The sequence below is a fragment of the Chitinophaga skermanii genome, assembly GCF_003259335.1.
GTDB lineage: Bacteria > Bacteroidota > Bacteroidia > Chitinophagales > Chitinophagaceae > Chitinophaga > Chitinophaga skermanii.
Window position 1 is genome coordinate 289,678 of the sequence record NZ_QLLL01000002.1, and the last position, 26,391, is coordinate 316,068.

Consider the following 26,391-nt stretch of genomic DNA (forward strand, 5'->3'; position numbering starts at 1 on the left):
ATAGCATCATCCCCATTTATTTTACCGGCCGAGATATTATCTTCCAACCGGTAAAATAAGATGTAGTATTTTATTTATTCTTAAAAGAAATACGACAAGCTCGCCTTTAAGAAAAATGGCGTACCCGGTGTAAAGTGTATTTCCGACACAGGCGCTACTTCATTGGCTAGCCTGCTTTCTGTATCGAATTGTGTTTCTTTCCACTTGGTATCGAATACGTTCTGCACATTCAAGCCTATTTCGAACTTGCGTTTGCTATAGGTTACGCCGGCATCGGCTACGAAATAACCTTTTGCGATTACGCTATTATCTTCGTTGGCTGGGCGATCGCCCATGTAGCGGTAACGCATAAACGCGTTGATACCCATTTTACTACGGTAGGTAATGCCGCCTGTGCTTGTAAAACGTGGGCTGAGTGGTAAGTAATTCTCGCCTTTGGCTTCTTCTACCGCGCGACCGTGGGCATAGTTTGCATCGGCATCGAGATACAACCAGTTAGTGGGTTGGTAACGAACGGATACATCGAATCCCATGCGGCGACTTTTCCCACTGGGTTCAACCACGCCTTCATCACCCACATATACAAACTCTTGGTCGAGCCAGAGGTACCACAAAGCAGCATTAATCAACAAGTTCTTCGTTGGTTTCAAGATAGTACCCAAATCGCTGCCATAACCTGCCGGTAAAACTTGGCGGCCATCTTGCTTTACTACTACGCGGGTATCGTTCGAGTGGAAGCCTTTACCGGAATTAAGGTACAAGTAAGCGAATTCGCTCGCTTTATATTGTAGGTTCAATTTCGGGCTTACCGTGTTGCCACCTGCGGTAGATTTGGTGTTATTCTCCAGCTTGTCTTTATACCCCATTTCGAAATGATCGAAACGTAGGCCACCACTGAGGGTAAAACGTTGACTTAATTCGATGGATTCCATCCAATAGGCCGCTAGGTTTAATTCGTTAATATCGCCTAGCTTAATAGGATCGATCAAAGTAGACCTGTCTTTTGTATGCGACAATTCCGAGTTATTGGTTTTATCGTACCGCACATTGATGCCTACTTCTGAAGATAGCTTCTTATTCCCCCAATACCCATTCTTCACATAGCTACCATTGTAGCCAAACAAATTACGATCCTCGTGTTGCTTAATTTGATCACCATTCACCTCGTCGTTGAGGAAAAAAGTGAAATTAGAGAACAAGGTGAATTTATAATGCGAGTAGAACACTTGGTTCTTCAAATACGCATCGTGGTTCAAAGTAGTAACTGTTTGTACATTCGCATTGGTACGCGACGTTTTACCACCTTCATTTGGATCAATAGCCCCAAACCAAGAGATACTGCCATCTTTCACCGCGCGATCGGGAATTTGGCCCGATGCATCCCAACTACTTGTAAAGGTAGAAGCACTGGCCGTTAACGTTGTTTGGGGTGAAATACGACCATGGTACTTCCCAAACAAGTTCAAACGGTTAAAATCTTGCGGATGATCGAAATATCCTTTGCTATACATGTATTCACTGGCAATGAAAGCAGATTGTTCGTTTGCTTTGGCTTTTTCTCCTAACAAATCGAACATACCTACACCCCGCCAAGTATTAAAGGCACCGGCTTCAAGTTTTACCATGCTATTCGTTAGTACATCCTTCGTTTTGAAATCGACGAAACCGGCTGTATTTAGGTTGCCTTTATCGGCATAGTAAGGCCCCTTCTTAAAATCGACTTGCTGAATGAGTTCCGGGATGAGGAAGTGCAAATCGGCATAACCTTGCCCGTGTGCGTGCGACACCATGTTCACCGGCATACCATCGGCCGTGATATTGATATCGGTACCATGATCGATATCGAAACCACGGAGGAAGATTTGTTCGGCTTTACCGCCACCGGCATGTTGACCAATAAACAACCCGGGAACCATGCGTAATACCTCTTGCGAGTTATTGACAGCCCGGAGTTTGATATCCATTTGGCTAATAGGCTTAAACGGGTTGTTGGCGGCCTGTGCCACGGACACTTCCTTTAGTTGAACACTCACCGCTGCGAGTGCCACTTTAAAATCGGCTTGTAGCTGAGCAACTGCGAAGGCTTGGGTGGTATAGCCAATCGCGGAAATATATACTGAATCTGTACCGGCTGGAATTTTCACTGTAAAGCGGCCGTGTACATCGGTATTAACTTGTTGGGTAGAGGAACGGAAACGCAGGTTAGCTGCTTCTATGGGTTGTTGGGTGCTAGCGTCGATCACGCGACCTTTGGCCGTTCGCTCTTGCGCTTGCACTGAAGCGCTGAAACATAACAATAGGGTAAAGAAAAGTAGATTTCTCCGCATAATAAGCATAGGTCAATTTGGTTGATGGGCGAAATTACTAAAAAGCGCCCGCTTTATCCTCTTAAATAGATAAGCGGTGCATACAATTGATTGTTTAACAAAATTTATGATTTGGGTGTTATAGTGGGAAATACGAACAATTTTAACCGGTATTACCAACAAATTATACCATGCATGAATTGGAATTTGCCACTAGCAACAATACTATCCGTACTGGTTTTTAGCATCCCTGCAGCCGCCCAAGAGGGCCACACCACGTTGGCAACATGTTTATCGATTGCACATCGCAATAACATCGCCATCAACCAAGCACAACGATCGCTGAACGCTCGTCAATACCAAGTAAAAGCCGAAAATGCCACGTATTATCCCAAGGTGGATTTATTGGCCGGTTACAACTATCTTTCTAAACCATTGGAAGTAAACTTGGAGCAGGTGCGGGGTGGGATTATTAATGGTTCTTCGGCACAAGTCACCAACGGCGCGAACGAGGTATTCAAACAAATTACGGGGAACGATTTACCACAAAATGTGCAAGACAATATCAACAAAGTATCGAAAGATATTTTGGGTGCATTTTATCCTAACTACAACCCGGCATTAGCCCAACAATCGTATTTCACTTCATCGCTCATATTACGACAACCTATTTACCTCGGCGGCAAATTAGCCGTTGCCAGGGATGTAGCCCATGCCGAACTCCGTTCTGGCGAAGCCAATATAGAATTGGTAGGTAAAGAATTGGATTACGCGGTGGCTACGAACTACATCCGCGTGTTATACAGCAATACACTTATGCGGGCGCAAGACCGGATTATATTGGCAATGGAACGGTATGAACGTATGGCAGAATCGTTGGTTCGCAACGAAATCATTCCTCCTTATCAAAAAAACTGGGCCAGCGTGGCCGTCATCCATGCGCGTACCCGTAAGAACAACCAGGAGTTGGATAAGATGAATGCCATGGTGGAGTTGAAGCGTTTATTGCAAATACCGCAAGATTCGAACCTCGTGATTACCGATACCCTTCGCTATGCTGTTACCGAAGTAGAGCAACCCCAAGCAGATTTCTGGCGCTCCTCGCCTACTTATAAAGCCATTGAAACAAAAACAGCACTGGCACAATCGACTGTTAAGGCGAGTAAATCGTTGCAGTTACCTAATATTTTCGCTATTGCGAATGTGCAATTGTACCAACACGATTTACCTATTACTATTCCGCCATGGTTAGTAGGCGTTGAATTACAATGGAACCTATTCAGCGGTTTCGCCAATACACGCCGGGTGAAAGCATCGCAGGAATTTTTAGCGGCGGCTAAACTAGCCAATGCTAATACCCAACAAATTATTGAAGCCGGTGCGCAAGTTTCCCGCAACCAAGTGATGATGTTACAGAAAGACATTGCCGCCTTAGATGCTGCTTGGAAGCAAGCGATGGTAACAACGAAGCAAATTAGTGAGCGATTGGAAAACCAAATGTCGTCGGTAAAGGACGTAAATGACGCGTTGTTGGTAGAAGAGGAAATCGGTAAAGCGTATAACACGGCGGTGCTGGGTTATTGGATTGCACTCGCCACATATTATAACATCTTGGGCACGCCCCAACAAATCGTATCGTATATCCCATGAAGCAATTTTTAAAGAATTACTGGGCCTTGTTCATCCCCGTGGTCATTCTCTTGATCGCCTTGTATTACTTGATGAAGTCGCCCGCGGAAAACACCAAACAACCCATTGGCATGGTGGATGCTTCTTACGTTGACGTAGCAGCAGAATTCCCCGGCCGGTTGGATTCATTGCTCGTGCATGAAGGCGATACAGTGCGTAAAGGTCAGCTCCTGGGCGTGTTACGAACCACGGAAATTGATGCCATTCGTAAACAAGCATTGGCAGCTATAGAAGCAGCGGAAAGCCAGGTGAAGTTATTGGAAAAAGGGGCGCGGCCGGAATTGGTACAATCGGCAGGGAAGCTGTACAAGATCGCCCAAGATCAATACGATTTAGCACAGAAAACTTTCCAGCGTATGGAAAGGTTGTACAATGATAGCGTAGTATCTGGTCAAGAAAAAGACATCATTTACTTCAAATACCAAGCGGCTAAAAAGGAAATGGAAATTGCCCGGCTCAACCAGCAGATGTTAGAAAAAGGAACACAACCAGAGATTGTACAAACAGCCACTGCTATTTTAAAGCAAGCGCAACAAGGCTACGAGCTTACCAAGGCGCTCACGGATAATACCCGTATATATGCGCCTGCCGATGGGATCATTTCATCTCTCATTACCCACGAAGGCGAGATTGTATCGATTGGTTACCCGATGATGACCTTGCAGAAAGACAATTCCTACATTTTGCGTTTCAATATCCGGCAGGATTTGGGAGGCAAATTCCCTGTAGGCGCAGTAACGAAAGCGACAGTACCGGGATGTACGCCCGAGCAGTTCGATGTACGCGTAAGTACCGTATCGCCTTCGTTAGATTTTGCGAATTGGGTGCCTACGAGCGACAAAGGCAAATTTGAAATGAAAACCTTCACGATAGAATTTAAACCCGTTGACTTGTCGTCTATTAAAGGCTTGCGCCCCGGGATGACGGCAGCGATTGCTATACCATGAGAAATGGATTGCTATATATCATCCTCCGTGAATGGAAGCGTATATTTTCGCGGCCCGATCATTACTTGGTATTGATTGTACTGCCGCCGATTATATTCTTTTTCTATGCCTTCATTTATAACAAACAAAAAGCAGAGGATTTACCCGTAGCTATTTGGGACGAAGACCGTACCGCGCTTTCTCGCCAATTGATGTTTATGCTGGAAGAAACCCCGAGCATGCACATTACCTACCAAATTTCGAGCATGACGGAGTTAGAGCAGCTGATGCGCGAAGGCAAGATATTCGGCGCTGTGCACTTTCCAAAACGCATGGAAAAGCAAATCAAAAGCAGGCACCCGGTAAACATTAGCGTATACACCAATGCTTCTAACTTAGTACCGGGCAAACTGGTGTATGCCGATGCATCGAAAGTGTTGATCACAGCAGGATCGGGTGTAGTACTCCAGAAGTTTGTAAAAACGGGCATGTCGCCCGCGAAAGCAATGGCCTTGGTACAACCTTTGAAACTGAACATCCAACAACTCTATAACCCTAATTATAACTACCAGCAGTACTTGGTGCCGGGATTGGTAACGGTGGCATTGCAGATGATGATTATTATGGTGGTGGTATTGGCGATTAATACGGAATGGAATGAAGGCACGATGCTGGAAATATTGCCCAAAGCGAATTATAGTGCCGGCAATATCGTGGTAGGTAAAACTATTGCACATTTGGGCGTATCCTGGTTGAATTTCATTCTCATGGTAGGTGTTTTATTCCCCTACTTCAACCTTACCCGCGATGGTAGTACTTTCCAACTATTTATACTTTTCAACTTTTTATCCTTGGCCTGTATCGGCATTGGGATGATGATTTCTACTTTAGCCAATGATACCATGTTGGCCGCCGATGTGGGGTTATTTTATACTTCGCCGGCCTTCGTGTTTAGCGGGTTCACCTTCCCACGTTGGGCGATGCCATGGTACGACCAATACTATGCGCAGTTAATGCCCTATACCGCTTTCTTAGACGGGTTTTTCCAAGTTTATTTTATGGGTTTGCCATTGCATTATGCGCAACCTTACATCTTGAAGTTATTGCTGTTTATCGGGGTAACCTTCTTCGTGTCGGTTTTCTTCCTTCATAAACGCATTCAAAAAATACATGCTTATGCAACCGCCTAGAACACGCAACCATACTACGTGGCGCTTGCTATTACGGGAAGTGCAAATGATTGCCAAGGATCATAGTTTACTGTTGACGTTACTGATTGCGCCCCTCCTCTACGCTTTCTTTTACGGTAGTATTTACATGAATAAAGCCGAAGAAAAAGTACCCCTCGATATTGTAGATAATGATCGTACTGGTTTATCGCGTACTTATATCCAGCAGATCAATAATATGCAAATGGTGCAGGTGAACCAGTTCACGAACTTGGAAACTGCGATGGAGAATATGCGCACAGGCAAAACCCAAGGCTTCTTAATGATCGAAAAGAATATGGAACGCAAGGTAATGTCGCTACAACAAAGCACCGTTACCTTGGTGGTGAATGCCGCGAAATTCTTACCTAGCAGCGACTTAATGCAAGCCATTACAACGGCCACCTTAACAGTAGGTGCAGGCGTACGTTTACAATATAATCTTAAGCAAGGCTACAACAACGATATTGCTTTGCAGGAAACGCAACCTGCCAACGTCGACTTTCACCCGCTGTTTAATTCCGGGGTGAACTATGGTACCTTTTTACTGCCGGGGTTGTTGGCCCTTATTTTGCAACAAACCTTGTTAATAGGCCTAGCCGGTGGCACAGCGGCAGAGCGACAAAAGCATACGTTCTACGACTGGTTGCAAGTGGCTAATGGGAACTATAGCCTGGCTTTATGGGGAAAGGGGCTTTTCTACTTCGTGTTATTTGCCGTGTACGGGTATTTCTTCATGAACGTTAACTATAGCGTACTCAATTTGGATCGTATGGGCAGTTCATTCCAATTAAGCATATTAATCGCGCTTTTTATACTCACCCTCATTCCCATGGCGATGTGGATTGGGATGCTATTTAAGTCGCAATTGCTTTGTACACAAATGATGGCATTCTCCACGTACCCAATTTTCCTTATTACGGGGTATACATGGCCCATATCTGAGCTACCGAAAGGTTTACAGTTGATCACCGCGTTATTGCCTACTACGCCCTTTATAAATGTATATACAGCCATTGTGCAACAAAATGCCAGCATGATAGAACGCATGCCGGCGGTGGTACATTTATGCGTGTTGTGGTTGTTCTACACGGTATTGTGTATATGGAAGATGCACCGTTTAGCGAAAGCGGGCAGCTCGTCATTAATTGTATTGCATGAAAAGTAAAGCAGGCTTACTGGTAACACTCATTCTTAGCACGCTAATGGCGGGTTTGGATTCTAGTATTGTGAATATTTCGCTGCCTACCATGCAAAAACAATTCGATGTACGCATGGATGAGCTGCAATGGATTGTAACGGCTTACATGTTGGCTTTCTCTGTTTGTATGCCGTTGACGAATTGGTTGAAGGACCGAATTGGGTTCTTTGCTTTGTTCAATATTAGTGTGAGTGTTTTTACTATTGGCTCGTTGTTATGCAGTCTTTCTACCGATTTACATTCCTTGGTGATTAGTCGTGTTATTCAAGCCATTGGTGGCGGGGCAATATCCCCGGTTGCGTTATCGATATTAACGTATTCATTTGATGAAGATACCCGCGGTAAGGTACTCGGGTGGTGGGGATTGGGTATAGTGATAGGCCCGGCATTAGGCCCTACGCTGGGTGGTATATTAACGGAGAATTATGGTTGGCCCTCTATTTTCTATATTAATGTGCCGATTGGGATAGTGGCGGTGTTATGTAGTTACCGATATTTGGGGTTCTTACGGCATCAACCCAAAGTGAAAACACCTTTCGACACGGGTGGTTATATCTTCTTTGCGCTTTTCCTCGTTTCCTTCCAGCTGGGTATTACCCGCTTAGAGAAAGATGCACAAAGCCTCGGTGGTATTATCGCTTATTTCGCCGTGGCGGTTATTTCCATTGGTATCTTTATCCGCTTGGCGTCGAAGAACGCATATGCGATTATTGATTTAAACTTGTTTAAGAACTTGCACTTTGTGAGTGCTTTATTGGTGAATATGAGTCGTTCTGCTGCATTATTTGGTGGTGTTTTCTTGTTACCGTTTTTATTGCAAGACTTAATGCATTACACCGAAATCCAAGCCGGCTTACTACTCCTGCCCGCCTCTGTAATTTTAGCGGCGATGATGCCGCTTTCTGGCACATTTACAGACAAGTATGGGCCACGGGGTATAACCATATTTGGGTTGGCGGTATTGGCGGTTACGATGTATTTGTTTGGTTATATCAGTATCGGGGTATCTGTATATGTAATTATTGCTGTGATGGTCATGCGAGGCTTTGGTTTGGGATGCTTACTAACGCCTATTACCATCGCCACGGTAGATTCGGTATTGCCGGCACAGGTAACCATGGCTTCTTCCCTAATGAACCTTAGCATCCAAATTAGCGGGGCGGTTGGTGTAGCGCTACTATCTGTAATACACCAACATAGCTTAGCGGGCTACCTAGCAGAAGGATTGAGCGATCCAATTGCGCAACACGAAGCCCTGCGCGATAGTTTTTATGTGTCTACGGTAATCCTTATCGTGTCGATTGTACCGGCCTTCTTCCTTCCCAAAAAACATTACAAACGCCTCGCGCCTGCCGTGGCTACTTCACAGAACTTACACACGTAAAATGGGAAGTTTAACAATTTTCTATACGCTTTAAAAATTCCATATCTCCGATAATCCGTAATTTACAGCCTCGAACATACAGCCATGAAAGTACCAGGACCAATAGGCGTATTCGATTCAGGATACGGCGGATTAACAGTATTAAAAGAATTTGTAAAACAATTGCCCGAATACGATTACCTCTATTTAGGCGATAATGCCCGTGCGCCTTACGGCACGCGTTCGTTTGAAACGGTGTACCATTACACGTTGGAATGCGTGCAACATTTGTTCGATATGGGTTGCAACCTTATTGTGTTGGCTTGTAATACTGCTTCGGCGAAAGCGTTGCGTTCTATCCAACAAAATGATTTACCGAAGATAGCCCCGGGTAAACGCGTATTGGGAGTGATTCGGCCTACTACCGAAATAGTGGGTAAGTATACCCAAACACAGCATGTGGGCATTATGGGTACGGCGGGTACGGTGGCTTCTGGTTCGTACCCCATTGAAATCGAAAAGTTTTATCCCGATATTAAAGTTACCCAAAAGGCTTGCCCTATGTGGGTTCCCTTGGTCGAAAATAACGAATGGAACAAACCCGGTGCCGATTACTTCGTACAAAAATATATCGATGAATTGTTGTCGGAAGATGATAAAATCGATACTATTGTATTAGGGTGTACGCACTACCCCTTACTCATAGAGAAAATCAAGCAATACGTTCCAAACGGCACCGCGATTCTTAGTCAAGGCGAGATCGTGGCGGCTAGTTTAACCGATTATTTGCAAAGGCACCCCGAAATGGAAGTGTTGTGCAGTAAAAATGCTACACGCCAATTTTATACAACAGACGACCCGGGCGTATTCGACCGTATGGCGTCTGTATTCTTCGATACACCGATCACATCACAGCACCTTGCCCTATAGATGTAGATCGTATTTATTTAGTAACTTTAAGAAATACCTTATTTATGCTAAGTCAAACAATTCAAGCGGCACTTAATACCCAAGTTAAAATGGAAGCCACGTCGTCACAAGCGTACTTGGCCATGGCGTCATGGGCGGATATTCAACCCGGCTTAACAGGCATTACGAATTTTTTCTACCAACAATCAGAAGAAGAGCGTGTACACGAATTGAAATTGATTAAATACATCAATGAAAGAGGCGGCTTCGCTGTGGTACCACCATTAGAACAACCGATTATTACATACCAATCCGTTAAACGCGTATTCGAAGAATTCTTGCGCCACGAGATGCAAGTTTCTAGCAGCATTAACGACCTTGTACACTTAGCCTTACAAGAGAAAGATTATGCTACGCATAACTTCTTGCAATGGTACGTATCTGAACAAATTGAAGAAGAAAACTTAGCGCGCACCCTCAACGATAAATTAGAGTTGATCGGGGAAGACAAAGGCGGGTTGTATTTGTTCGATCGTGACATTTTGCAATACCGTGCCCAAGTGTCGCAATCTCATAAATAACGGCTACTTACTATCTCATTCATATGGCAAGGCAGTCGTAAGGCTGCCTTGTTTTTTTATTAGCAGACCGTGCAAACAATTAAATTTCATAAGACTGATTGCGGGGTAGATTTTCTACTGAACGTATTAAACCACGATGCGATCAAAGCAAGGCATAGCCTTACCGACCGGTACAACACCGATTGCTTTGAAGTATTGTTTTTTAAAAAAGGGAAAGGGAAGGTGTTGATACATGAACAACAAATCGAGATACACGACTATAGTATCGTATTTCTCTCACCTTTCCAAGAACGCAGTTGGCAGCTCGAAGCCGGGCAGGAAGATTTTACTTTATTGATCTTTCAAGAGGATTTCTTGAATGAATTCTTTGCCGATAAATTGTTTACGTACAAGCTGCTATATTTCTATCAACACAACTACCCTGTTACCATACAAGTTACACCCCAAGCACTCGAACACTACTGTAGCTCCCTACAAGAAATCAAAAGTGAATTAGTACAAGTGCAACCCGATTCAGCCCATATTATCCGTTCCCTCGTATACTACTTGTTGCAGAAATTGAACCGTGCATATGCACAAGCGTATGCATTGCCGTTGGAGCAAGCGCAAGATCATTATGCCTTCCAGTATAAGAAATTGTTAGAACAGCATATTAAGCAAAAACAACGGGTGGAGGATTACACGGCATTATTGGGGATTAGTAGAATTACGCTCAACAAAGCCGTAAAAGATCAATTCCATGTAACAGCGGTGCAATTATTGAAACAGCGATTATTGTTTGAGATTAAGCACTATTTGCTATATACCGATTTAACAGTGGCCGCCATTGCCGATGCATTGAACTTCTCGGAATCGAACCATTTGATGCGTTTCTTTAAATCCCAAACCGGTCAAACTACAAGCGAATACTTAGCGGCTTATCAAAATGGTAGGAACCGGTAAAGTATTGGTAGAGGCCATACAACATTTCATCCCCAATTTTGTAAGAAATTAAAAGACCACATGTCACGTAATAGCATACAACTTGTGAGGAATGCCACGTTGGTGATCCAATATGCCGGCAAGAAAATCCTCCTAGATCCCATGTTCTCCCCGAAAGGCGCCTTTCGCTCTTTTGCCGGGATAGCTCCTAACCCCACCATCGATTTAACCGGTGATGCGCAGGATTATATCAAAGGCATCGATCTTGTACTGGTAACGCATACCCACCCAGATCATTTCGACGAGGTAGCGGCAGCCGTATTACCAAAAGACATTCCCTTATTTCACCAACCCGCAGATACAGCCTTCTTCCAAGAGAAAGGATTTGTGCATGCAAAAGCGATTGAGCAAGCAGTAACCTGGGAAGGTATTACCATTAGTAGAACCGGCGGCCAACATGGTAGCGGAGAGATATTGGAAAGAATGGGAACCGTATCGGGCTTTGTATTACAAGCAGCTAACGAGCCTACGGTGTATATGGTGGGTGATAGTATTTGGGTGGAAGAGGTACAGGCAGCATTACAAACATTCCAGCCGGGTATAGTGGTAGTGAATAGTGGAGGCGCGGCATTCCCGGGATTTGAATCTGCCCCTATTCTCATGGAAGAAACCCAAGCCATTCAACTTGTAAAAGCAAGCGGCCAAGCCGTTGTAATAGCGGTGCATATGGAATCGCTCGATCATTGCTTAACCACCCGTGCCAGCTTACGAGCAGCCGCGGAAGCCGCTGGTATTCCAGTAGAAAGATTGATTATTCCCCAAGATGGAGAAACCGTTTCTCTCAATTAACATACTCAATGCGAAGCTGCTCGTACGCTTCGCATTATTTCTCCCCTTCCGGTTGTTCGAAACGTTCGAACCGCAGCCTGTATATAGTAATGGCTAAAAGTAATTCCACCACTCCATATAGCCAGTACATCTTTAACAACATCATAAAAATGGAGAAAGCAAAAATAGTGAACAGGTACACGAGGTAGCGATCCATGTTCATACGTGGTAAATACAATAAGGAAAAGAAAACGCATAACTGCGCAGCCGAGAAGAAATAAATACCCCCTATTTCCGGGAGGGTGAACATGTGTTGACCATGAAGTATCATATACACCATTTCCGGTAGAAGTAAAATGAAACACGGGATAGCAGCTATGGTAAATCGTTGCCAGTAATGCAACGGCCATTGACGCAAGCCTGCGAGTTTATTCTCGAGGAACTGCACCATGTAGTAAATAATCACCGCGTGTGCCGAGATAATGATATGGTAAAGAATGAAGAACTCCCCTTTCTCAAAATTCGTTTCGTTCAATGTGAAAGCAATGTACAAGATCCCAAACGAGCCTACTTTTGCAATAAAAAGCGCCAGCTTCCGTTCGTGCAACATTTGCTTCAACAATACGAAGTAATAGCTGCGTAATTGGAATATTTTCAAGCGGCTTATGCGATCTATAAAGCCTAGCTCCTTCTCCTCCAAAACACCCATTAATTGCCGTACATACAAATAAGCCGAAATCGTGCATAATACGAAAGGGTACAGTAGGAAGAGTATCAATATACCATACGTTTTATCGGCTACAAATACTACACTAGCCACCCATGTGTATACAATCACCGGTAGCATCATTTCAACATGACTCACCCAAAAAATCCACCACCGCGTAGCAGGCGAACAGGCTTGGAGGTTAAGCAAGAACATACTTCCCTCGCTACGTAATAATTGCCGTGTAAAGAAGTTGATTTTCAAAGAGTATAAAGTCCAGCCGAGGAGCGCTAAGCCACATAACCAAGGCGTGGAGGCCATGCCTCTCATGAGCGACACATGGTAACCAACTATTTGACTGGCATCGATTAAACCGAATAGTAGCATGAACGCGAGGAAAAAGAACCCGGCATGCTGTTTATAAAATTGGAATTGTAGAACTTTCCTCAAGATGGGGAGTAATGTGCTCATAGTTGTGTAAGGTTTTTATCGGCGATTAAACAAGTATGCACATACTGCCATTGCTCGCTTACAGCAGCTAAGCCTTGGTGAGAAGTTAAAATTACTTGCACTCCTTGCTGCACATATTCATCTGTTAGCGCTAAAATAATCGCCTGCGCCTCCACATCCAATGTAGCTAGAGGTTCATCCAATAAAATTAATTCGGGGCAACCAATAAAGGCCAATACTAAAGAAAGCTTCTTGGCCATACCGCTAGAATAGCCACCCACCTTTTGATGCATATACTTCCGTACACCTAACGTATCGATGAGCTTATTCACTTGTTCGGGCGTACCTCGCTTCGTTTGCTGATACCACCGAATCAAATCTTCCCCTGTGAGAAATGCGGGAAAAATAGGTTCTGCTTCCGCATAATTAACTACGCTTCGCCAGTGTTGCAAATGTTTACGCATTTCCTTGCCATTCAAGGTAATGGTACCTTCAAAAGGAATGAGGGCGGCGAGGGATTTAAATAAAGTAGACTTCCCTGCCCCGTTCCCCCCTTTAATCCATGTACGGGGTTGATCGAACGTAACTGCGGGTATACGTAGTATAGTTTGGCCATGGTAGGCTTTATGGTAGCCCTCGATTTGCAACATTCCCTAAAATTTAACCGGAAGATAGGGAATTGTTAGGATGAAAATATTTGGTGGAACAATGTTTAACATATCAAATAATGCCGGTAACGGTTTCGACTACACGAAACATCTTCGCTTTGCAAGTAGTAGAGGCTGAATGGGTTAGTAATATTCAGCCTGCAAACGGCTTCAGCACCTCCAATATTTTGGCATATTATTCGTGTTATTACAAACAATATCTATATAGATTTTGTCTTTATTGATAACGCATCACACGAAAAACTTACGCTCATGAAGTTATTATTTACCATTGTTCTGTTCATTGCTTGTCGAGGTGCTAGTTTCGCTGCTACCGACGAGTGGAAAACCTCTTTACAACAACAGCTTAAGATATTAGAAACGTCCACTTCTTTACCACAATGGGAAAAGTCGAGCGCCTTATTGAAGCAATTGGCCGACCAGCATCCCGGGGAATGGTTGTTGCAATATTATGCGGGTTGGTCGTACACGCAGATGGTATTCCAAGCGCCGGATGATAAAGCTTCGAGCTATTGTAAAACGGCGGAACCGTATGTAGAGAAAGCATTGGCCCTGCAACCAACAAATACAGAAACGTTAACCTTAAAAGCTTATTGGTTATCGGCCCGCATTAAAGTGGAACCTACTTCGAGTGTAAAGAATGGACCGGAAAGTAAAAAGTATTCAGAAAAGGCCATTGAAGCCGACCCTAGTAACCCACGGGCTTATTTATTAAAGGCGTTAGTGGTGTATCATACACCGGGTATATTTGGGGGTGGTAAGAAGAAGGCGCACCCTATTTTCGAAGAAGCACAACAAAAGTTTGCGGCCTTCAAACCCAAATCGGCCTTACACCCAACTTGGGGATTGGCCATTTTACAAGAAAGCATGAAATCGTATCAATAATAATATTCGTACACCTGCTGGCGAATATGCAGTGCATATTGCAAGAAAGTAGGTTCATCTAACGCACGGGGGTAGCTCATTAAATGCATAGGAATGGGTGCCCCCGTTGGTTTATACGGTGGTTGCATATATTCATAAGGCGCTAATACAAACCCCAAGCGCTCGTAAAAACCAATTCGCCTTATAGCGGTATCATCATACGGCTTCTCCACTTCCAGCACAATGGTGCCTTTTAATTCTACCTGTAATATTTGCATCATTTGCTTGCCATACCCTTTCCCTCGAATTTCCTCGTTCACCGCAATATGCTCGATATACGCCCAACGTTTGAACTGCCAGTACACCACGAACCCCACGAAGCCTTCATCCGCTGTAAAAACAGCCAGTATCATGCCCGGGGCATTTTGCAACATAGCAGGTAGCATGTCGAATACACGGCGTTCTTCCGGTGGGAATGATTTTTCGTACAAGGCACGCACTTCGGAGAGTTGTGCATGATCGGGGTGAGTGATGATTTCTACTTGCATATCATGAAGTTACGCAATTTGAGGCATAAAAAAACCACGCAAGAAGCGTGGTTACAGCATTCCATACGACCCGGCAGGTAGCATGTTAGTTAGGAAAAACCGGGACATATCGCATCTCCACTTTCGTTTCGATACATATGCCGAAAAAATGCTTGAATACAGTTAATAGAATGGTCGTATTGGTTGCATTTAATCAGCAAGCTATTTTATGCAAACGCAATGCCACAACATAAACCATTGGTTTATAATACTTGTTATTTTTTAGGTGTTCGATAATGAACGTTCGCCGTCCGGTATCGTACATAAAATGCGTATACTTGTCGTGTTTTCTAGCAGGTAATTTGCAGTACACCTGCTAACGGGCATGCCTATACGCCCCTATTGCCCGAACAACCTTTTCATCCCGTAATAGTTATTTATACACTGAAAACCCAAGTACATGGAACATTCTATTCACCAACACGATAAAGCAGAACACATGGATCACGAACATATGCACCACGAACATGCGCATGGTGGTATGAAACACGATCATCACGACATGACCAACATGGGCAGCGAACACCACGAAATGATGATCAAAGATTTCCAAAAACGCTTCTTTGTAACCTTGGTGCTTACGTTCCCGGTATTGCTATTATCGCCCATGATTCAGCACTGGATGGGGTTTGAAATACATCTTTTATATAGTAAGTACTTGCTATTAGGACTATCAACGATCATTTTTCTATACGGTGGCTGGCCATTTCTAATGGGCTGGTTGCAGGAAATGAAAACGCGTAACCCGGGTATGATGACTTTAATTGGCTTTGCCATTACAGTAGCTTACGTGTATAGCACCGCTACGGTATTTGGTTTGCGCGGCATGGATTTCTTCTGGGAACTCGCCACCTTAATATTGATCATGTTACTCGGCCATTGGATTGAAATGCGTTCCATTGCCGGGGCTTCTAATAACTTAAAATCCCTTATTGCCCTTATGCCCGCTACAGCACATGTGTTGCATGGCGACCATGAAATGGATATGCCCATCACGCAGTTACAACCCGGCATGCAAATACTTGTAAAACCGGGCGAGCAATTCGCGGCCGATGGCACCATTGCGCAAGGCAGCACCAGTGTGAACGAGTCGATGTTAACAGGCGAATCGAAGCCGGTACAAAAGCAAGTGAATGATAAAGTAATTGCCGGGTCGATTAATGGCACCGGGGCTGTGCATGTGCATGTTACCCATGCGGCGGCCGATTCGTACCTATCGCGCGTAGTAAAACTGGTGCAAGATGCCCAGCAATCGAAATCGAAAACCCAGTTACTCGCCGATAAAGCGGCCCGCTGGTTAACCTTAATCGCGATTGTAGCGGGGATTATTACGTTTGTAGCTTGGTATGCATCGGGGTACGATTTGGCTTTTGCTATTGAACGCATGGTAACGGTGATTGTTATTTGCTGTCCGCATGCTTTAGGCTTAGCCATTCCATTGGTGGTGGCACGCTCTACCAGCTTGGCAGCTAAAAATGGGTTATTGATTAAAAACAGAACGGCTTTTGAAGATGCCCGTAAGATTACCACCTTAGTATTTGATAAAACAGGCACTTTAACGGTAGGGAAATTCGAGGTAAATAGGGTGGAAAGTATATCGAACCAGTTTGATACCCAGCAACTATTATCGTACGCAGCGGCCTTAGAGGCCGGATCAGAGCATCCCATTGCCGGGGGTATTACAGAAAAGGCTAAAAATGATAAGTTAACTATCCCGTCGGCCCAAGATGTGCAAGCGTTACCGGGGAAAGGTATACAAGGCAAAATTGACGGGCAAACCTTCGGGGTGATTAGTCCTAATTATGCCGCTACCTTTCAATCGCCCCTCCCCGCTTCTACCCAAGCAGGCGAAACACTTGTATACGTGTTGGCAGGCCAGCAATTAGTAGGGTACATTGGCTTATCCGATACCATTCGTCCTGAATCGAAGGGGGCCATTCAAACTTTGCATGAACAGCACATTAAAACGGTGTTGTTAACGGGGGATAATAAAACAGTGGCAGAAAGCGTGAGCAAAGAAATTGGGATCGACCAGTATTATGCCGAGGTATTGCCCCACGAGAAACTGGAGAAGATAAAAGAAATACAACAGCAGAACGAGTTTGTGGCTATGACGGGCGATGGAGTGAACGATGCCCCGGCTTTGGCACAGGCGAATATTGGGATTGCCGTAGGTTCGGGTAGTGACGTGGCGGCCGAAACAGCCGATATTATCCTCGTCAACAGTAACCCGGCCGACGTGGTGAACCTTGTATTGTTTGGGAAAGCCACTTATCGGAAAATGATGCAGAACCTTGCATGGGCTACCGGCTATAACTTGGTAACGATGCCATTGGCGGCCGGCATACTCTATAACCAAGGATTTTTATTAAGCCCGGCAGCCGGGGCGGCATTAATGAGTCTAAGTACCCTCATCGTGGCCTTTAACGCGGGTTTGCTTCGCTTGCAGCCTACCGGGAAATAGTGCCAATAGATAAACAGGTATTATCATCAAAAACTGCTATAATGGCCAATACGTGGATAATGTAGTGTTATAACTGGATCATTGTGCGGAAAAAGGGGCTTTGTTATGAAAATTCAAGCCTGGGTGAACGTGAAAATTCGGGGTGTGAACGTTGAAATTGGGTTCGGGAACGTAAAAAAGGGCGGAAAATTGTGTTTCGAGTAGTTATAAATAACTATTCTTTATAAATTATGATCCCTTTGCTTGCAAATGTAAAATATAGTCTTTAAATTAGAATTAGTTACCTGATCCTATGAAAAGACCGAATGAGCTAAGCGGTATAACGCGTGTACACTTAGCGAGATAATTTGATCTGTTCCTATAGAAAACCTAAGTAGTTAAGCATTTACAAACCGGGGATCCCTTGTTTTTATGGCGAGTATTCTTACTTGCAAAATGACAACCTAATGAAAACCTATAAGATTTAAAAGAAAAAACCAACGTTGATTTTATTGCTTACATGGGCATTCCATGTGCTAAATTAGCCTTGAGCGAATCATCAACTAATCATTTTATAAAAAGCTACCTGCCTTGTGCGCGGTAGCTTTTGTTTTTTATTGATAATCTTCTTTTTTATAGTTGCCTTTTACCCGGTGTGCTAAGTTCGATTCTTTAAAGTCCCATACTTTCGACTGGTAGCCTTCCAATAAATATTCGATCACGGGTTCGTAGGGTGTTGTGGCTGGAACATGTACGGAGATGTAGCCATCGTGCATACTGGCTTCCCAATCGCAACCCAGGGCTTCGAAATCTTCGCCGATTTGCTTGGTAAGCTGTACTTGTTTGATCATAATATGTACGGTAGAATTACCGGATGACTTCACCACGTTTTGGGCAATTATTTCCCCGTCTTTTTCAATAGCGTTTACGACATCGCCATACGACATGCCGTTGGTGAGGAACGGGATATTACAGATCGTATATTCATCGCCTACCTTCTCTGCCCAAACCTCTTCGCGCTGTAATTCGCCATCTTCGTTTGTGCTTTCGAGTATGATGCGTACATCTTCTACTTGAGCATTGTTTTCCATAAGTGCAATGATAGAAAAAAACGGTGTGATTTTACTTTGTGGTGGTAAGATATTTGAGGGATTTTGCTCGAAGAAGACATGGAAATTGGTCGACGTTTAGGATTCCTGATCATAAAAAACATACAAATTTTCGTGTAACAAGATCGTATAAAATCGGCTTTGGTATTCGATTCCAGCTGTTTGTTAACGACATTAACAAACTGACATTTAATTAATTAGAAATTATTGCTCTATCTTTGTTCCAGCAAAGAAAAAATACTTACGGCAAGTATCCAAAACGTCTTAACCATAACAAAGTTTGCTAATAGGCCATTGTAAACTTATCATTCTTCTTTATTGCAATAAGCATTGCTGAAAACCGGCTCATTTTTTTATTAAACCGAATACATTACATGAAGCAACACATTCTTGCGTTGTTAGGGTTCGCTGTAATCCTAGGAACTGCGTGTAACAAATCCAACAATGATAACCCGACTGAAGATCCAAAAATCATTGTAAACACCGACGCTGCTGCCTTAGCAAAAAGAATTTCTTTGGATGGCGCAGGTGTATTAACCTTAGAAAGTACTTCTTCAATTGCCCGTAAAGCAAAAGGCGAATTCGCAAAAGATGGCGATCAAGCTAGCCAGTATTTATTAGAATTAGTAGCAGAAGTAGCGCCTCCTACCTACAATGGCGTACAAATGCGTGCTACAAGCGTTGATATCAACGGTAACTACGCTTACGTTTCTTACAACCGCGAAGGTGAAGTATACCTCGGTGGTGTAAGCGTGTTCGATATCAGCAATATTCAACAACCTAAATTATTATCAGAAGCGTTGTTTCCTTCAACAGATATCAGCGCAGTTAAATATTTTAACGGTCGCCTTTACGTGGCCGGTGCAACAAGCGTAGACAAAGATCCATCGTTTACAACGCCTGGTATCGTTGGTTACGTAGATATTGCAAATAATATCCCTACAGGTAATTTCAAATTTTATAGCGTTCCTGGACAAGTAGCAACAGGTTTAACCATTTTGAATGGTAAAATCTATGCTGTATCTGGGGCAACAGGCGGGTTGAGCGTCATCAACGCTAGTACTTTTGCAGCAGAGAAATACGTAACCAGTGCCGACCTTCGTTCGGTAGTGGGCATGACAAACAAAGTAGCTGTGCTCAGCGGCACAAACGGTGTCACTACCTTCTCAACAGTTGGTGATATCATCAAAAACATAGCCTTGCCAACAGACGTCGCTGAAGCACAACGAAATATTGACGCCAAAGGTGATTACGTAATCGTAGCTGCCGGTAAAAATGGTGTACAATATTACAACTCAACAAGCGGTGCAAAAACCGGCCAGATCGATATTCCAGCAGTTCCTACAGGTGTAGATCCTAGCGATGTAGTAACCAACGGTGTTTCTTATAACAACGATGGTTTGTTCTTCTCTGCAAACGGTGCAGCAGGTGTGTATGTGGCGAAAGAAGGTGCTAACAATTCTTTGGAATTATTAGGTTCTTTAGATTTAACGGGTTCTTCTAACTACGTAAAATCTGCCGGTAATTACATTTTCGTAGCGAATGGTAGAGGTGGTTTGAAAATCATTAAAATGACGAAACCAACCACCAACCTTTGTGGTAACACCTACCCTTCTTACACTGGTAGCGCTTGGTTAAATGTTAACTCTGGTGAGAAAAAATACTATAGCGGCGCTGCTGCTCTACAAGGTGTAAACGTAAATGATGTATTGTACTTCTGTGGTTCTATGACTGTAGAAAGTCAATTAAACATTAACAGCCAAGGCGTATTCGATATCCATGGTTCATTAGCATTCGGTAAATACAATGCCGGTACTACTATGAACGTAAATGGTACTTGGAACGTAGAAGGTAGTGTAGTGATCTACGGTGATTTAACGTTGAATAGCGGTGCAAAAATTAACTTCCTTGGAAGCGGTGCTAGTATTACTATCTATGGTAAAGTAACGAAGAATAGCGGTGTTACGATTACTGGTACGTATACTGATACTTTTAACAAACTGAAGTAATATTCATACTAGGTTGATTATGTGAGATGCAAAGTCCTGGCGTATGCCGGGACTTTTGTTTTTATATATGATGCCGTAGGCGAGCAATGCCGTAGGCGAGCGATAAAGTATGTTTATTGTAAAAGTGATTTTAATATTCTAATTCTTGAATGCAATTATTTCTTTTCATTTCAAATCCCGTTGTTACTTTCTTTGCTTCTCCAAAGAAAGTAACCAAAGAAAGGAGGAAAAACGCCGAAAGACTGCGTCGGCGTTTTATCGGGATGTTGATTAGGCTTCGGTGCTACTGTGGTGAAGGGCGTTCGTTCTTTGTGGTGCCTGTTTTGTTGGGTGGGTTTGTTGTTGTTTGTATGGTGCTGGTTTTGATTGGGGGTTAGGGAGGTTGGGGCAAAACCTTTAGGGGCGTTAGGACCTAATGGTTTTGGAGGTGGGATATTTGAGGGTTTGGGGTGATGGAGGTTTGAATGGGTTTTGGGAGGGATTGGGAAACTTTTAGGGACGTTAGGACCTAAAAGTTTAGACTGGGGATGGGTGAGGGATTGGAAATAGTCGACTATAGGCTTACTTCATGCAAGTAAAATACGGGGTTTGATAAGGTTTTTGTCGACAAAAGGCTTGGAAAATGTCGGAGCGACCCGCGTCAATACTGGGGGTGTGTCGGTAAAAGTCGGTAAAGCGTCGGAGAAAACTTTGCAGATGCCCGTAAACACTGGGGGGTAATTTGGTGCTTACTGCGGTGAATAGCTTAATATATTGGAAGTCAATTGAATGATGATTTTTAACCTGCTTGGGTACTGCGGGGAATAATTGGGTGAGCCTTTGACTTCCCTTTGACTTGCCTTTGACGAGCCTTTGAAAACCCTTTGAAAAGCCTTTGACGACCCTTTGAAAGACTTGGACCTGCCTTTGAAAGACTTTGACTTGCCTTTGAAATGCCTTTAAACGGCTTTTGCATTTCTGTCATTTCCCTTTGGGTGCTTTGAGGGGTATTGGGAAATACTACACAGGAACATCCCGGGTATATCCCAAATATATCGAACATATATCTCCCATATTGAAAACACTGGGGTTTACCATTGGAAGAACATTAGAAGAACATTGGGAGATATTATATTTCACATAAATAGCGCAGTAGATCGGCTGAAATGTAGTGCTGGAGCGAGGTAAGCTCACTGCGGTGAATATTTGGGGGTATAGAGGTAGAACATATTGCGTTCATACTGTGTGACTTCTGAAGGAAAGCGGCATAAACCGGCATATTCCGGCATAAAGCGGCATAAAGCGGTTAAAAGCGGCATATTCCGGCACGGCGTTTTTTTAGTGCAGTAAGAAGGGGTATTTTCGTTTTGTGATGACGATCGTACATACCAGTTCTTTGAAATGATTGTTCTAAAAGGTTATGCTAGTTGATGTTGCAGGTGGGTAAGTAAGGGTATGAGGGTAGCCCTTAAACTACAAAAGCAGGCTGGTTGCCTGCTCCTGTCGAAAGATATTTGTTTGGGCTGCTGTGCAGCTTGTTATTGTTCTAAAAGGTCGAGCATTTTATAGCCTACGTCTTCGTTGGGTTCGATATAGGCGGCTTGTGAAAGGATTTCTTTGGTGCCCATGAGCCAGTTTTCTTTGCCCCAGCGTTCCAATACTTTTACGGCGTTATTGCGGTTGCGGATAACGGGGCTTAAGAGGCCGGTTTTAACGAACTCGAAGCCGTTTTGGGCATATTCTGGGAAGTCGCCGAGTTTGAGCAAGATGCAATCCAAACAGCGGTGAATGAGGAAGTTCTTGTGAAATCCTAGTTCCTTCGATGCCCCGGTGGCGATTTGGCTCAGCGGGATGTTTTGTTCCGCGAAGGTTAATACCATGGGTAAGCGTTCTGCTGTCATGCGCTTCATTACCAAGTACCAAGAGGCTTCGTCGGTCGGGAATTCTTGGAGGCGCGACCAACACCAATCCCATGTATCTACTTGTAAGAAGTCGGCTACTTTAGCGATATCCCACATTTGAGAAGGGTTGCCTTCGTTGATAGCGGCATGTAGTACTTCTTTCCAATGTGGTTTGGCTAGAATGGTGTGGATGTCGATGAGTAAATCGGCACGGAAGTCTTCACTCCAACCGTAGTCTTTGCGGGCATCCCAATCGGCTTTCTCGTCTTGTAAGAACTTGGAAAGGTCTTGCAGGAGGAGGTATTGTGAAAGGGTGTTGGCCCTGTATGTAAGGTGACTCAAATATTGATGGATCACCACGGCACCATCATCGTAATCGTCGATTCCTTCCATAGGACCGGGATTGATGAGGGCTTGGATAATATCGCCGGCTGCATGCAAAGTAACATCATCGATATCTTTGTACATCAATTCTGCACGGAGGTTACCGGCTACAGCACATTGGTAGGCCAAGTATTCGTTCATCACGGTGTTGCGGAATCCTTCCCGCATCAACCATTGCTTAATACCTTCGTCTTTCGTGTGCAATAATCGGCGAACGATGTGGATTCTCCCCCACCCGTGTACTTTCTTGGCTAAACGCCATAAGGTACCTTCCGGGTTGTCGGACATTTGTACGATGGCTACTTCTGCAAACAAAGTAAATTCATCGTGCGAACCAATCACGCAAATATTTTCAAGATCTTCCTTATCACCAATTAATCCCAACAAGGCAATACCAAACTTCACCGCGCCACGATCCGGGCTTTCGAATGCCAACCAACGAGCATAGTTATGCAAGTAAGGTTGTACACGTACAGAAAGCGTTAAAATCTTTTCGATCGTTGCATCCAAATAATGCAACACATCGTCGCGCATGAGAATGTCATAAAGAAGTGTAAGGTCCTTAAGGTGGTTATTTTCGGCAATCGCTTTTACAAGCCAAGCCATTTCAGTCGCTTTTTGATTGAGGTTATCATCGTTCGTATGATACGACAACACCCCGTCTCTCGCCCCAGCAGCCCATTGTAGTTGGCTACCTTCGCCATGCATACGATCTTCATCAGGCAAGGTCATCTCTTGCTGAATTGGATCGTGGTTTTCATCCAAGTTCGATTTCAACACGCCAAAAATACTCGGCCTGTTCTCCCAAGGTAAAACAGGTGAAGTATGCTCGTCGGTTGAGTCTTGATCTTTTTTAAAGATTGAAAAGATATTCATAGCTGGATGAAATTAAAAATGGCTTTATCCTCTGAAATGGAGCGCGAAAATAATATATTCATCGCTCTACAGCAAAGGATGTGGAATACTTTTCGCAGAAAATTTTATTTATCCACTTTGATGTTTTTTTCAAGAAAATTTCCCTTAGTTTTTTAAACAAAATTTTTTCTTTCGTATTACATTTTTCGTTCATTTTAAAAACAAGCTGAAACAAGCTACAGTAAAGACTTTAAGAGGATCACATCAGCACAAATTCATTCACCGGTATAGCAACACAATTTTTCGCAGTTGCAACAGGTAGCATGTTGTACATTTTACTTTTCTCCTGGGATTGTCAAACCAAAAATTGTGAATTTTAATTTACTTTGTCGATTATCATACATTAAAGCATACCACATGCAGAAAAATATTGTACTTGCCAGCACTTCTACTTTGTATGGACAAGACTATTTAGCATATTTATCGCCCGTTGTGCAGGCGTTGTTTGCAGGGGTGAACGAGATTATCTTCATTCCATTTGCTCGTCCCGGTGGCATTTCGCACGACGATTACACAAAACGAGCAGCCGATTTCTTTGCGCAACACAACATTGCCGTGAAAGGCTTACATACATTTGCATCGCCGCTGGAAGCGATCCAGCAAGCAAAAGGTTTCTTCACCGGTGGCGGTAATACATTTTTATTAGTGAAACAATTGCACGAGTTAGGATTGATGGGTGCATTGAAAGCTGCTGTTGAAAACGGTACTGCGTACCTTGGAACGAGTGCCGGTAGCAATATTGGTGGAATTAATATGCAAACCACGAACGACATGCCGATTGTTTATCCTCCAAGTTTCGAAACAATGGGACTTGTTCCTTTCAACCTCAACCCGCATTATCTTGATCCATTACCCGGTTTGCAACACATGGGCGAAACCCGTGAAACGCGCATCGCGGAGTTTCATACACAAAATGCCATTCCTGTTGTTGGCTTACGCGAAGGTAGCTGGATCAGAGTTCGCAACGAAGTAATTACCCTTGAAGGTACCCATACAGCGCGGATCTTCGAGCAGGGCAAAGTGCCTTACGAATTGAATGTGCAAGAGAAAATTGTTTTCTAAAATTCGTTTATATCCTATTATTGAGCCCCGCGTTTTTGATGCGCGGGGTTTACTTTATCCGCCCGAAGCCTTTCTCCTTGCGCTACAAGCACTGCATATCCAGCTCTATTTCAATTATAAAAATCTCGCCGCCTTCAGATTTGCGTCTATATAATACTGCCCGGCTTTATGCCGAAGAATACACGCACGCTTCATTCTCACCGCCTTCAAACCCAATAGCAGCAAGCTTTTACAGGTTGTATTTTGTAGCATATAATTCTTTAATTTTGATAGGCCAATTACAACATGAGCGACACTTCTCCATCACCCAGCCCGCAACGAAAGATCATTCATATAGATATGGATGCTTTTTATGCTTCCGTTGAACAGCGCGATAACCCCGAGCTGCGCGGTAAGGCCATTGCGGTAGGTGGCTCTCCTACTGGGCGAGGTGTTGTAGCAACGGCCAGTTACGAAGCGAGGAAATTCGGGGTTCGCTCTGCCATGTCGTCGAGAAGAGCCTTGCAATTATGCCCCCATATTGTATTTGTGCGACCACGTTTTGCGGCCTATAAAGAGGTATCGCAGAAAGTGCGGGAGATCTTTCGGAGGTATACGGATTTAATTGAGCCTTTATCGTTAGATGAAGCCTATTTGGATGTAACGGAAGACAAGCTTGGTATTGGTTCTGCCATCGAAATTGCCCAAAAGATTAAAGACGAAATATTTACAGAACTGCACCTAACGGCCTCGGCCGGGGTGTCGATCAATAAGTTTGTAGCGAAGGTGGCGTCGGATTTGAAGAAACCTAACGGACTTACCTTTATTGGTCCTTCCGGCATTGAGAAATTCATGGAGCAATTAGCCGTAGAGAAATTCCATGGTGTTGGCAAGGTAACGGCCGAGAAAATGAAACGCATGAACTTGCATACCGGGGCCGATTTAAAACGATTAACTGAAAACGAATTAGTAAACCTATTCGGCAAAGTGGGCCGGTTCTATTATAGAATAGTACGGGGAATAGATAACCGCCCGGTTGAACCACACCGCGAAACAAAATCTGTTGGCGCGGAAGATACGTTTGAAATTGATACAGATGATATAGAGCAGCTGAATGCCGAAATCGACCGCCTATCGGGCATTGTAGCGGAACGCTTGCAGAAGTATGATTTGAAAGGCAAAACAGTTACCTTAAAAGTAAAGTATAGCGATTTCAAACAAATAACCCGTAACCATTCTATTGCACAATCAATTAATGACATATCAAACATTTCCCACATCGCCAAAATGCTCTTAGAGAAAGTGGATATGGAAGAGAAGAAAGTGCGGCTACTGGGGGTAACGGTGTCGAATTTCCCGGAGGTATCGAATACGAACGGGATGCAATTGGAGTTGTTTTAAAA

At 43.8% G+C, this 26,391-nt stretch carries 20 protein-coding genes; 14 read left to right on the forward strand and 6 right to left on the reverse strand.

Annotation, left to right across the window (positions count from 1 at the left end; all coding sequences use genetic code 11):
- Positions 1-80: 80 nt before the first annotated feature.
- A complete protein-coding gene (locus LX64_RS05240; protein WP_111597036.1) occupies positions 81-2,327 on the reverse strand; it encodes a TonB-dependent receptor in 2,247 nt (748 codons plus the stop codon).
- A gap of 174 nt (positions 2,328-2,501) precedes the next feature.
- On the opposite strand from LX64_RS05240, the gene LX64_RS05245 reads away from it, so the two are divergent.
- From LX64_RS05245 to LX64_RS05285, 9 genes are all read left to right on the forward strand, one after another.
- Entirely contained in the window at positions 2,502-3,956 is a 1,455-nt protein-coding gene (locus LX64_RS05245; protein WP_111596571.1) for a TolC family protein, read from the forward strand.
- A complete protein-coding gene (locus LX64_RS05250) occupies positions 3,953-4,942 on the forward strand; it encodes an HlyD family secretion protein (RefSeq protein ID WP_111596572.1) in 990 nt (329 codons plus the stop codon). The genes LX64_RS05245 and LX64_RS05250 overlap by 4 nt, the downstream gene beginning before the upstream one ends.
- Positions 4,939-6,111: an ABC transporter permease gene (locus LX64_RS05255; RefSeq protein WP_111596573.1), complete on the forward strand. Its 1,173-nt coding sequence runs from the start codon at positions 4,939-4,941 to the stop codon at positions 6,109-6,111. Before LX64_RS05250 ends, LX64_RS05255 begins: the two co-directional genes overlap by 4 nt.
- A complete protein-coding gene (locus tag LX64_RS05260; protein WP_111596574.1) occupies positions 6,098-7,297 on the forward strand; it encodes an ABC transporter permease in 1,200 nt (399 codons plus the stop codon). The genes LX64_RS05255 and LX64_RS05260 overlap by 14 nt, the downstream gene beginning before the upstream one ends.
- Positions 7,287-8,714, forward strand: a complete 1,428-nt coding sequence (locus LX64_RS05265) for a DHA2 family efflux MFS transporter permease subunit (protein ID WP_111596575.1) — start codon at positions 7,287-7,289, stop codon at positions 8,712-8,714. Before LX64_RS05260 ends, LX64_RS05265 begins: the two co-directional genes overlap by 11 nt.
- Before the next feature lie 84 nt (positions 8,715-8,798).
- A complete protein-coding gene (gene murI, locus LX64_RS05270) occupies positions 8,799-9,623 on the forward strand; it encodes a glutamate racemase (protein ID WP_111596576.1) in 825 nt (274 codons plus the stop codon).
- Between the two features lie 44 nt (positions 9,624-9,667).
- Complete coding sequence (locus LX64_RS05275) at positions 9,668-10,183, forward strand: ferritin (protein WP_111596577.1); 516 nt, start codon at positions 9,668-9,670, stop codon at positions 10,181-10,183.
- A gap of 69 nt (positions 10,184-10,252) precedes the next feature.
- Positions 10,253-11,125, forward strand: coding sequence for a helix-turn-helix domain-containing protein (locus LX64_RS05280; protein WP_111596578.1), 873 nt, complete (start codon positions 10,253-10,255; stop codon positions 11,123-11,125).
- 60 nt (positions 11,126-11,185) lie between these two features.
- Positions 11,186-11,953: an MBL fold metallo-hydrolase gene (locus LX64_RS05285; protein ID WP_111596579.1), complete on the forward strand. Its 768-nt coding sequence runs from the start codon at positions 11,186-11,188 to the stop codon at positions 11,951-11,953.
- Positions 11,954-11,987: 34 nt separating this feature from the next.
- Here LX64_RS05285 and LX64_RS05290 read toward each other — a convergent pair whose 3' ends face one another.
- Positions 11,988-13,109, reverse strand: a complete 1,122-nt coding sequence (locus tag LX64_RS05290; protein WP_111596580.1) for a hypothetical protein — start codon at positions 13,107-13,109, stop codon at positions 11,988-11,990.
- The gene (locus LX64_RS05295) at positions 13,106-13,738 is read right to left on the reverse strand and encodes an ABC transporter ATP-binding protein (protein ID WP_111596581.1); all 633 of its coding nucleotides are present in this window, start codon (positions 13,736-13,738) and stop codon (positions 13,106-13,108) included. The genes LX64_RS05290 and LX64_RS05295 overlap by 4 nt, the downstream gene beginning before the upstream one ends.
- 270 nt (positions 13,739-14,008) lie before the next feature.
- On the opposite strand from LX64_RS05295, the gene LX64_RS05300 reads away from it, so the two are divergent.
- Positions 14,009-14,641 carry a tetratricopeptide repeat protein gene (locus LX64_RS05300; RefSeq protein WP_111596582.1) on the forward strand — a complete coding sequence of 211 codons (633 nt, stop codon included), beginning with the start codon at positions 14,009-14,011 and terminating at the stop codon, positions 14,639-14,641.
- Here LX64_RS05300 and LX64_RS05305 read toward each other — a convergent pair.
- Positions 14,635-15,168 (reverse strand): GNAT family N-acetyltransferase, encoded by a 534-nt coding sequence (locus LX64_RS05305; RefSeq protein WP_111596583.1) that lies wholly within the window; start codon positions 15,166-15,168, stop codon positions 14,635-14,637. The two genes, LX64_RS05300 and LX64_RS05305, sit on opposite strands and share 7 nt — an antisense overlap.
- 439 nt (positions 15,169-15,607) lie before the next feature.
- On the opposite strand from LX64_RS05305, the gene LX64_RS05310 reads away from it, so the two are divergent.
- Positions 15,608-17,671: a copper-translocating P-type ATPase gene (locus LX64_RS05310; RefSeq protein WP_111596584.1), complete on the forward strand. Its 2,064-nt coding sequence runs from the start codon at positions 15,608-15,610 to the stop codon at positions 17,669-17,671.
- Positions 17,672-18,264: 593 nt separating this feature from the next.
- Here LX64_RS05310 and LX64_RS05315 read toward each other — a convergent pair.
- A complete protein-coding gene (locus LX64_RS05315; protein ID WP_111596585.1) occupies positions 18,265-18,741 on the reverse strand; it encodes a DUF4265 domain-containing protein in 477 nt (158 codons plus the stop codon).
- 392 nt (positions 18,742-19,133) lie between these two features.
- On the opposite strand from LX64_RS05315, the gene LX64_RS05320 reads away from it, so the two are divergent.
- Positions 19,134-20,768, forward strand: coding sequence for an LVIVD repeat-containing protein (locus tag LX64_RS05320; protein WP_111596586.1), 1,635 nt, complete (start codon positions 19,134-19,136; stop codon positions 20,766-20,768).
- A 1,517-nt stretch (positions 20,769-22,285) separates the two neighbouring features.
- Here LX64_RS05320 and LX64_RS05335 read toward each other — a convergent pair.
- Entirely contained in the window at positions 22,286-23,908 is a 1,623-nt protein-coding gene (locus LX64_RS05335; protein ID WP_111596589.1) for a hypothetical protein, read from the reverse strand.
- Between the two features lie 396 nt (positions 23,909-24,304).
- On the opposite strand from LX64_RS05335, the gene pepE reads away from it, so the two are divergent.
- Positions 24,305-25,009, forward strand: coding sequence for a dipeptidase PepE (gene pepE / locus LX64_RS05340; RefSeq protein ID WP_111596590.1), 705 nt, complete (start codon positions 24,305-24,307; stop codon positions 25,007-25,009).
- 285 nt (positions 25,010-25,294) lie between these two features.
- Positions 25,295-26,389, forward strand: a complete 1,095-nt coding sequence (gene dinB, locus LX64_RS05345) for a DNA polymerase IV (protein ID WP_111596591.1) — start codon at positions 25,295-25,297, stop codon at positions 26,387-26,389.
- The last annotated feature ends 2 nt before the right edge of the window (positions 26,390-26,391 follow it).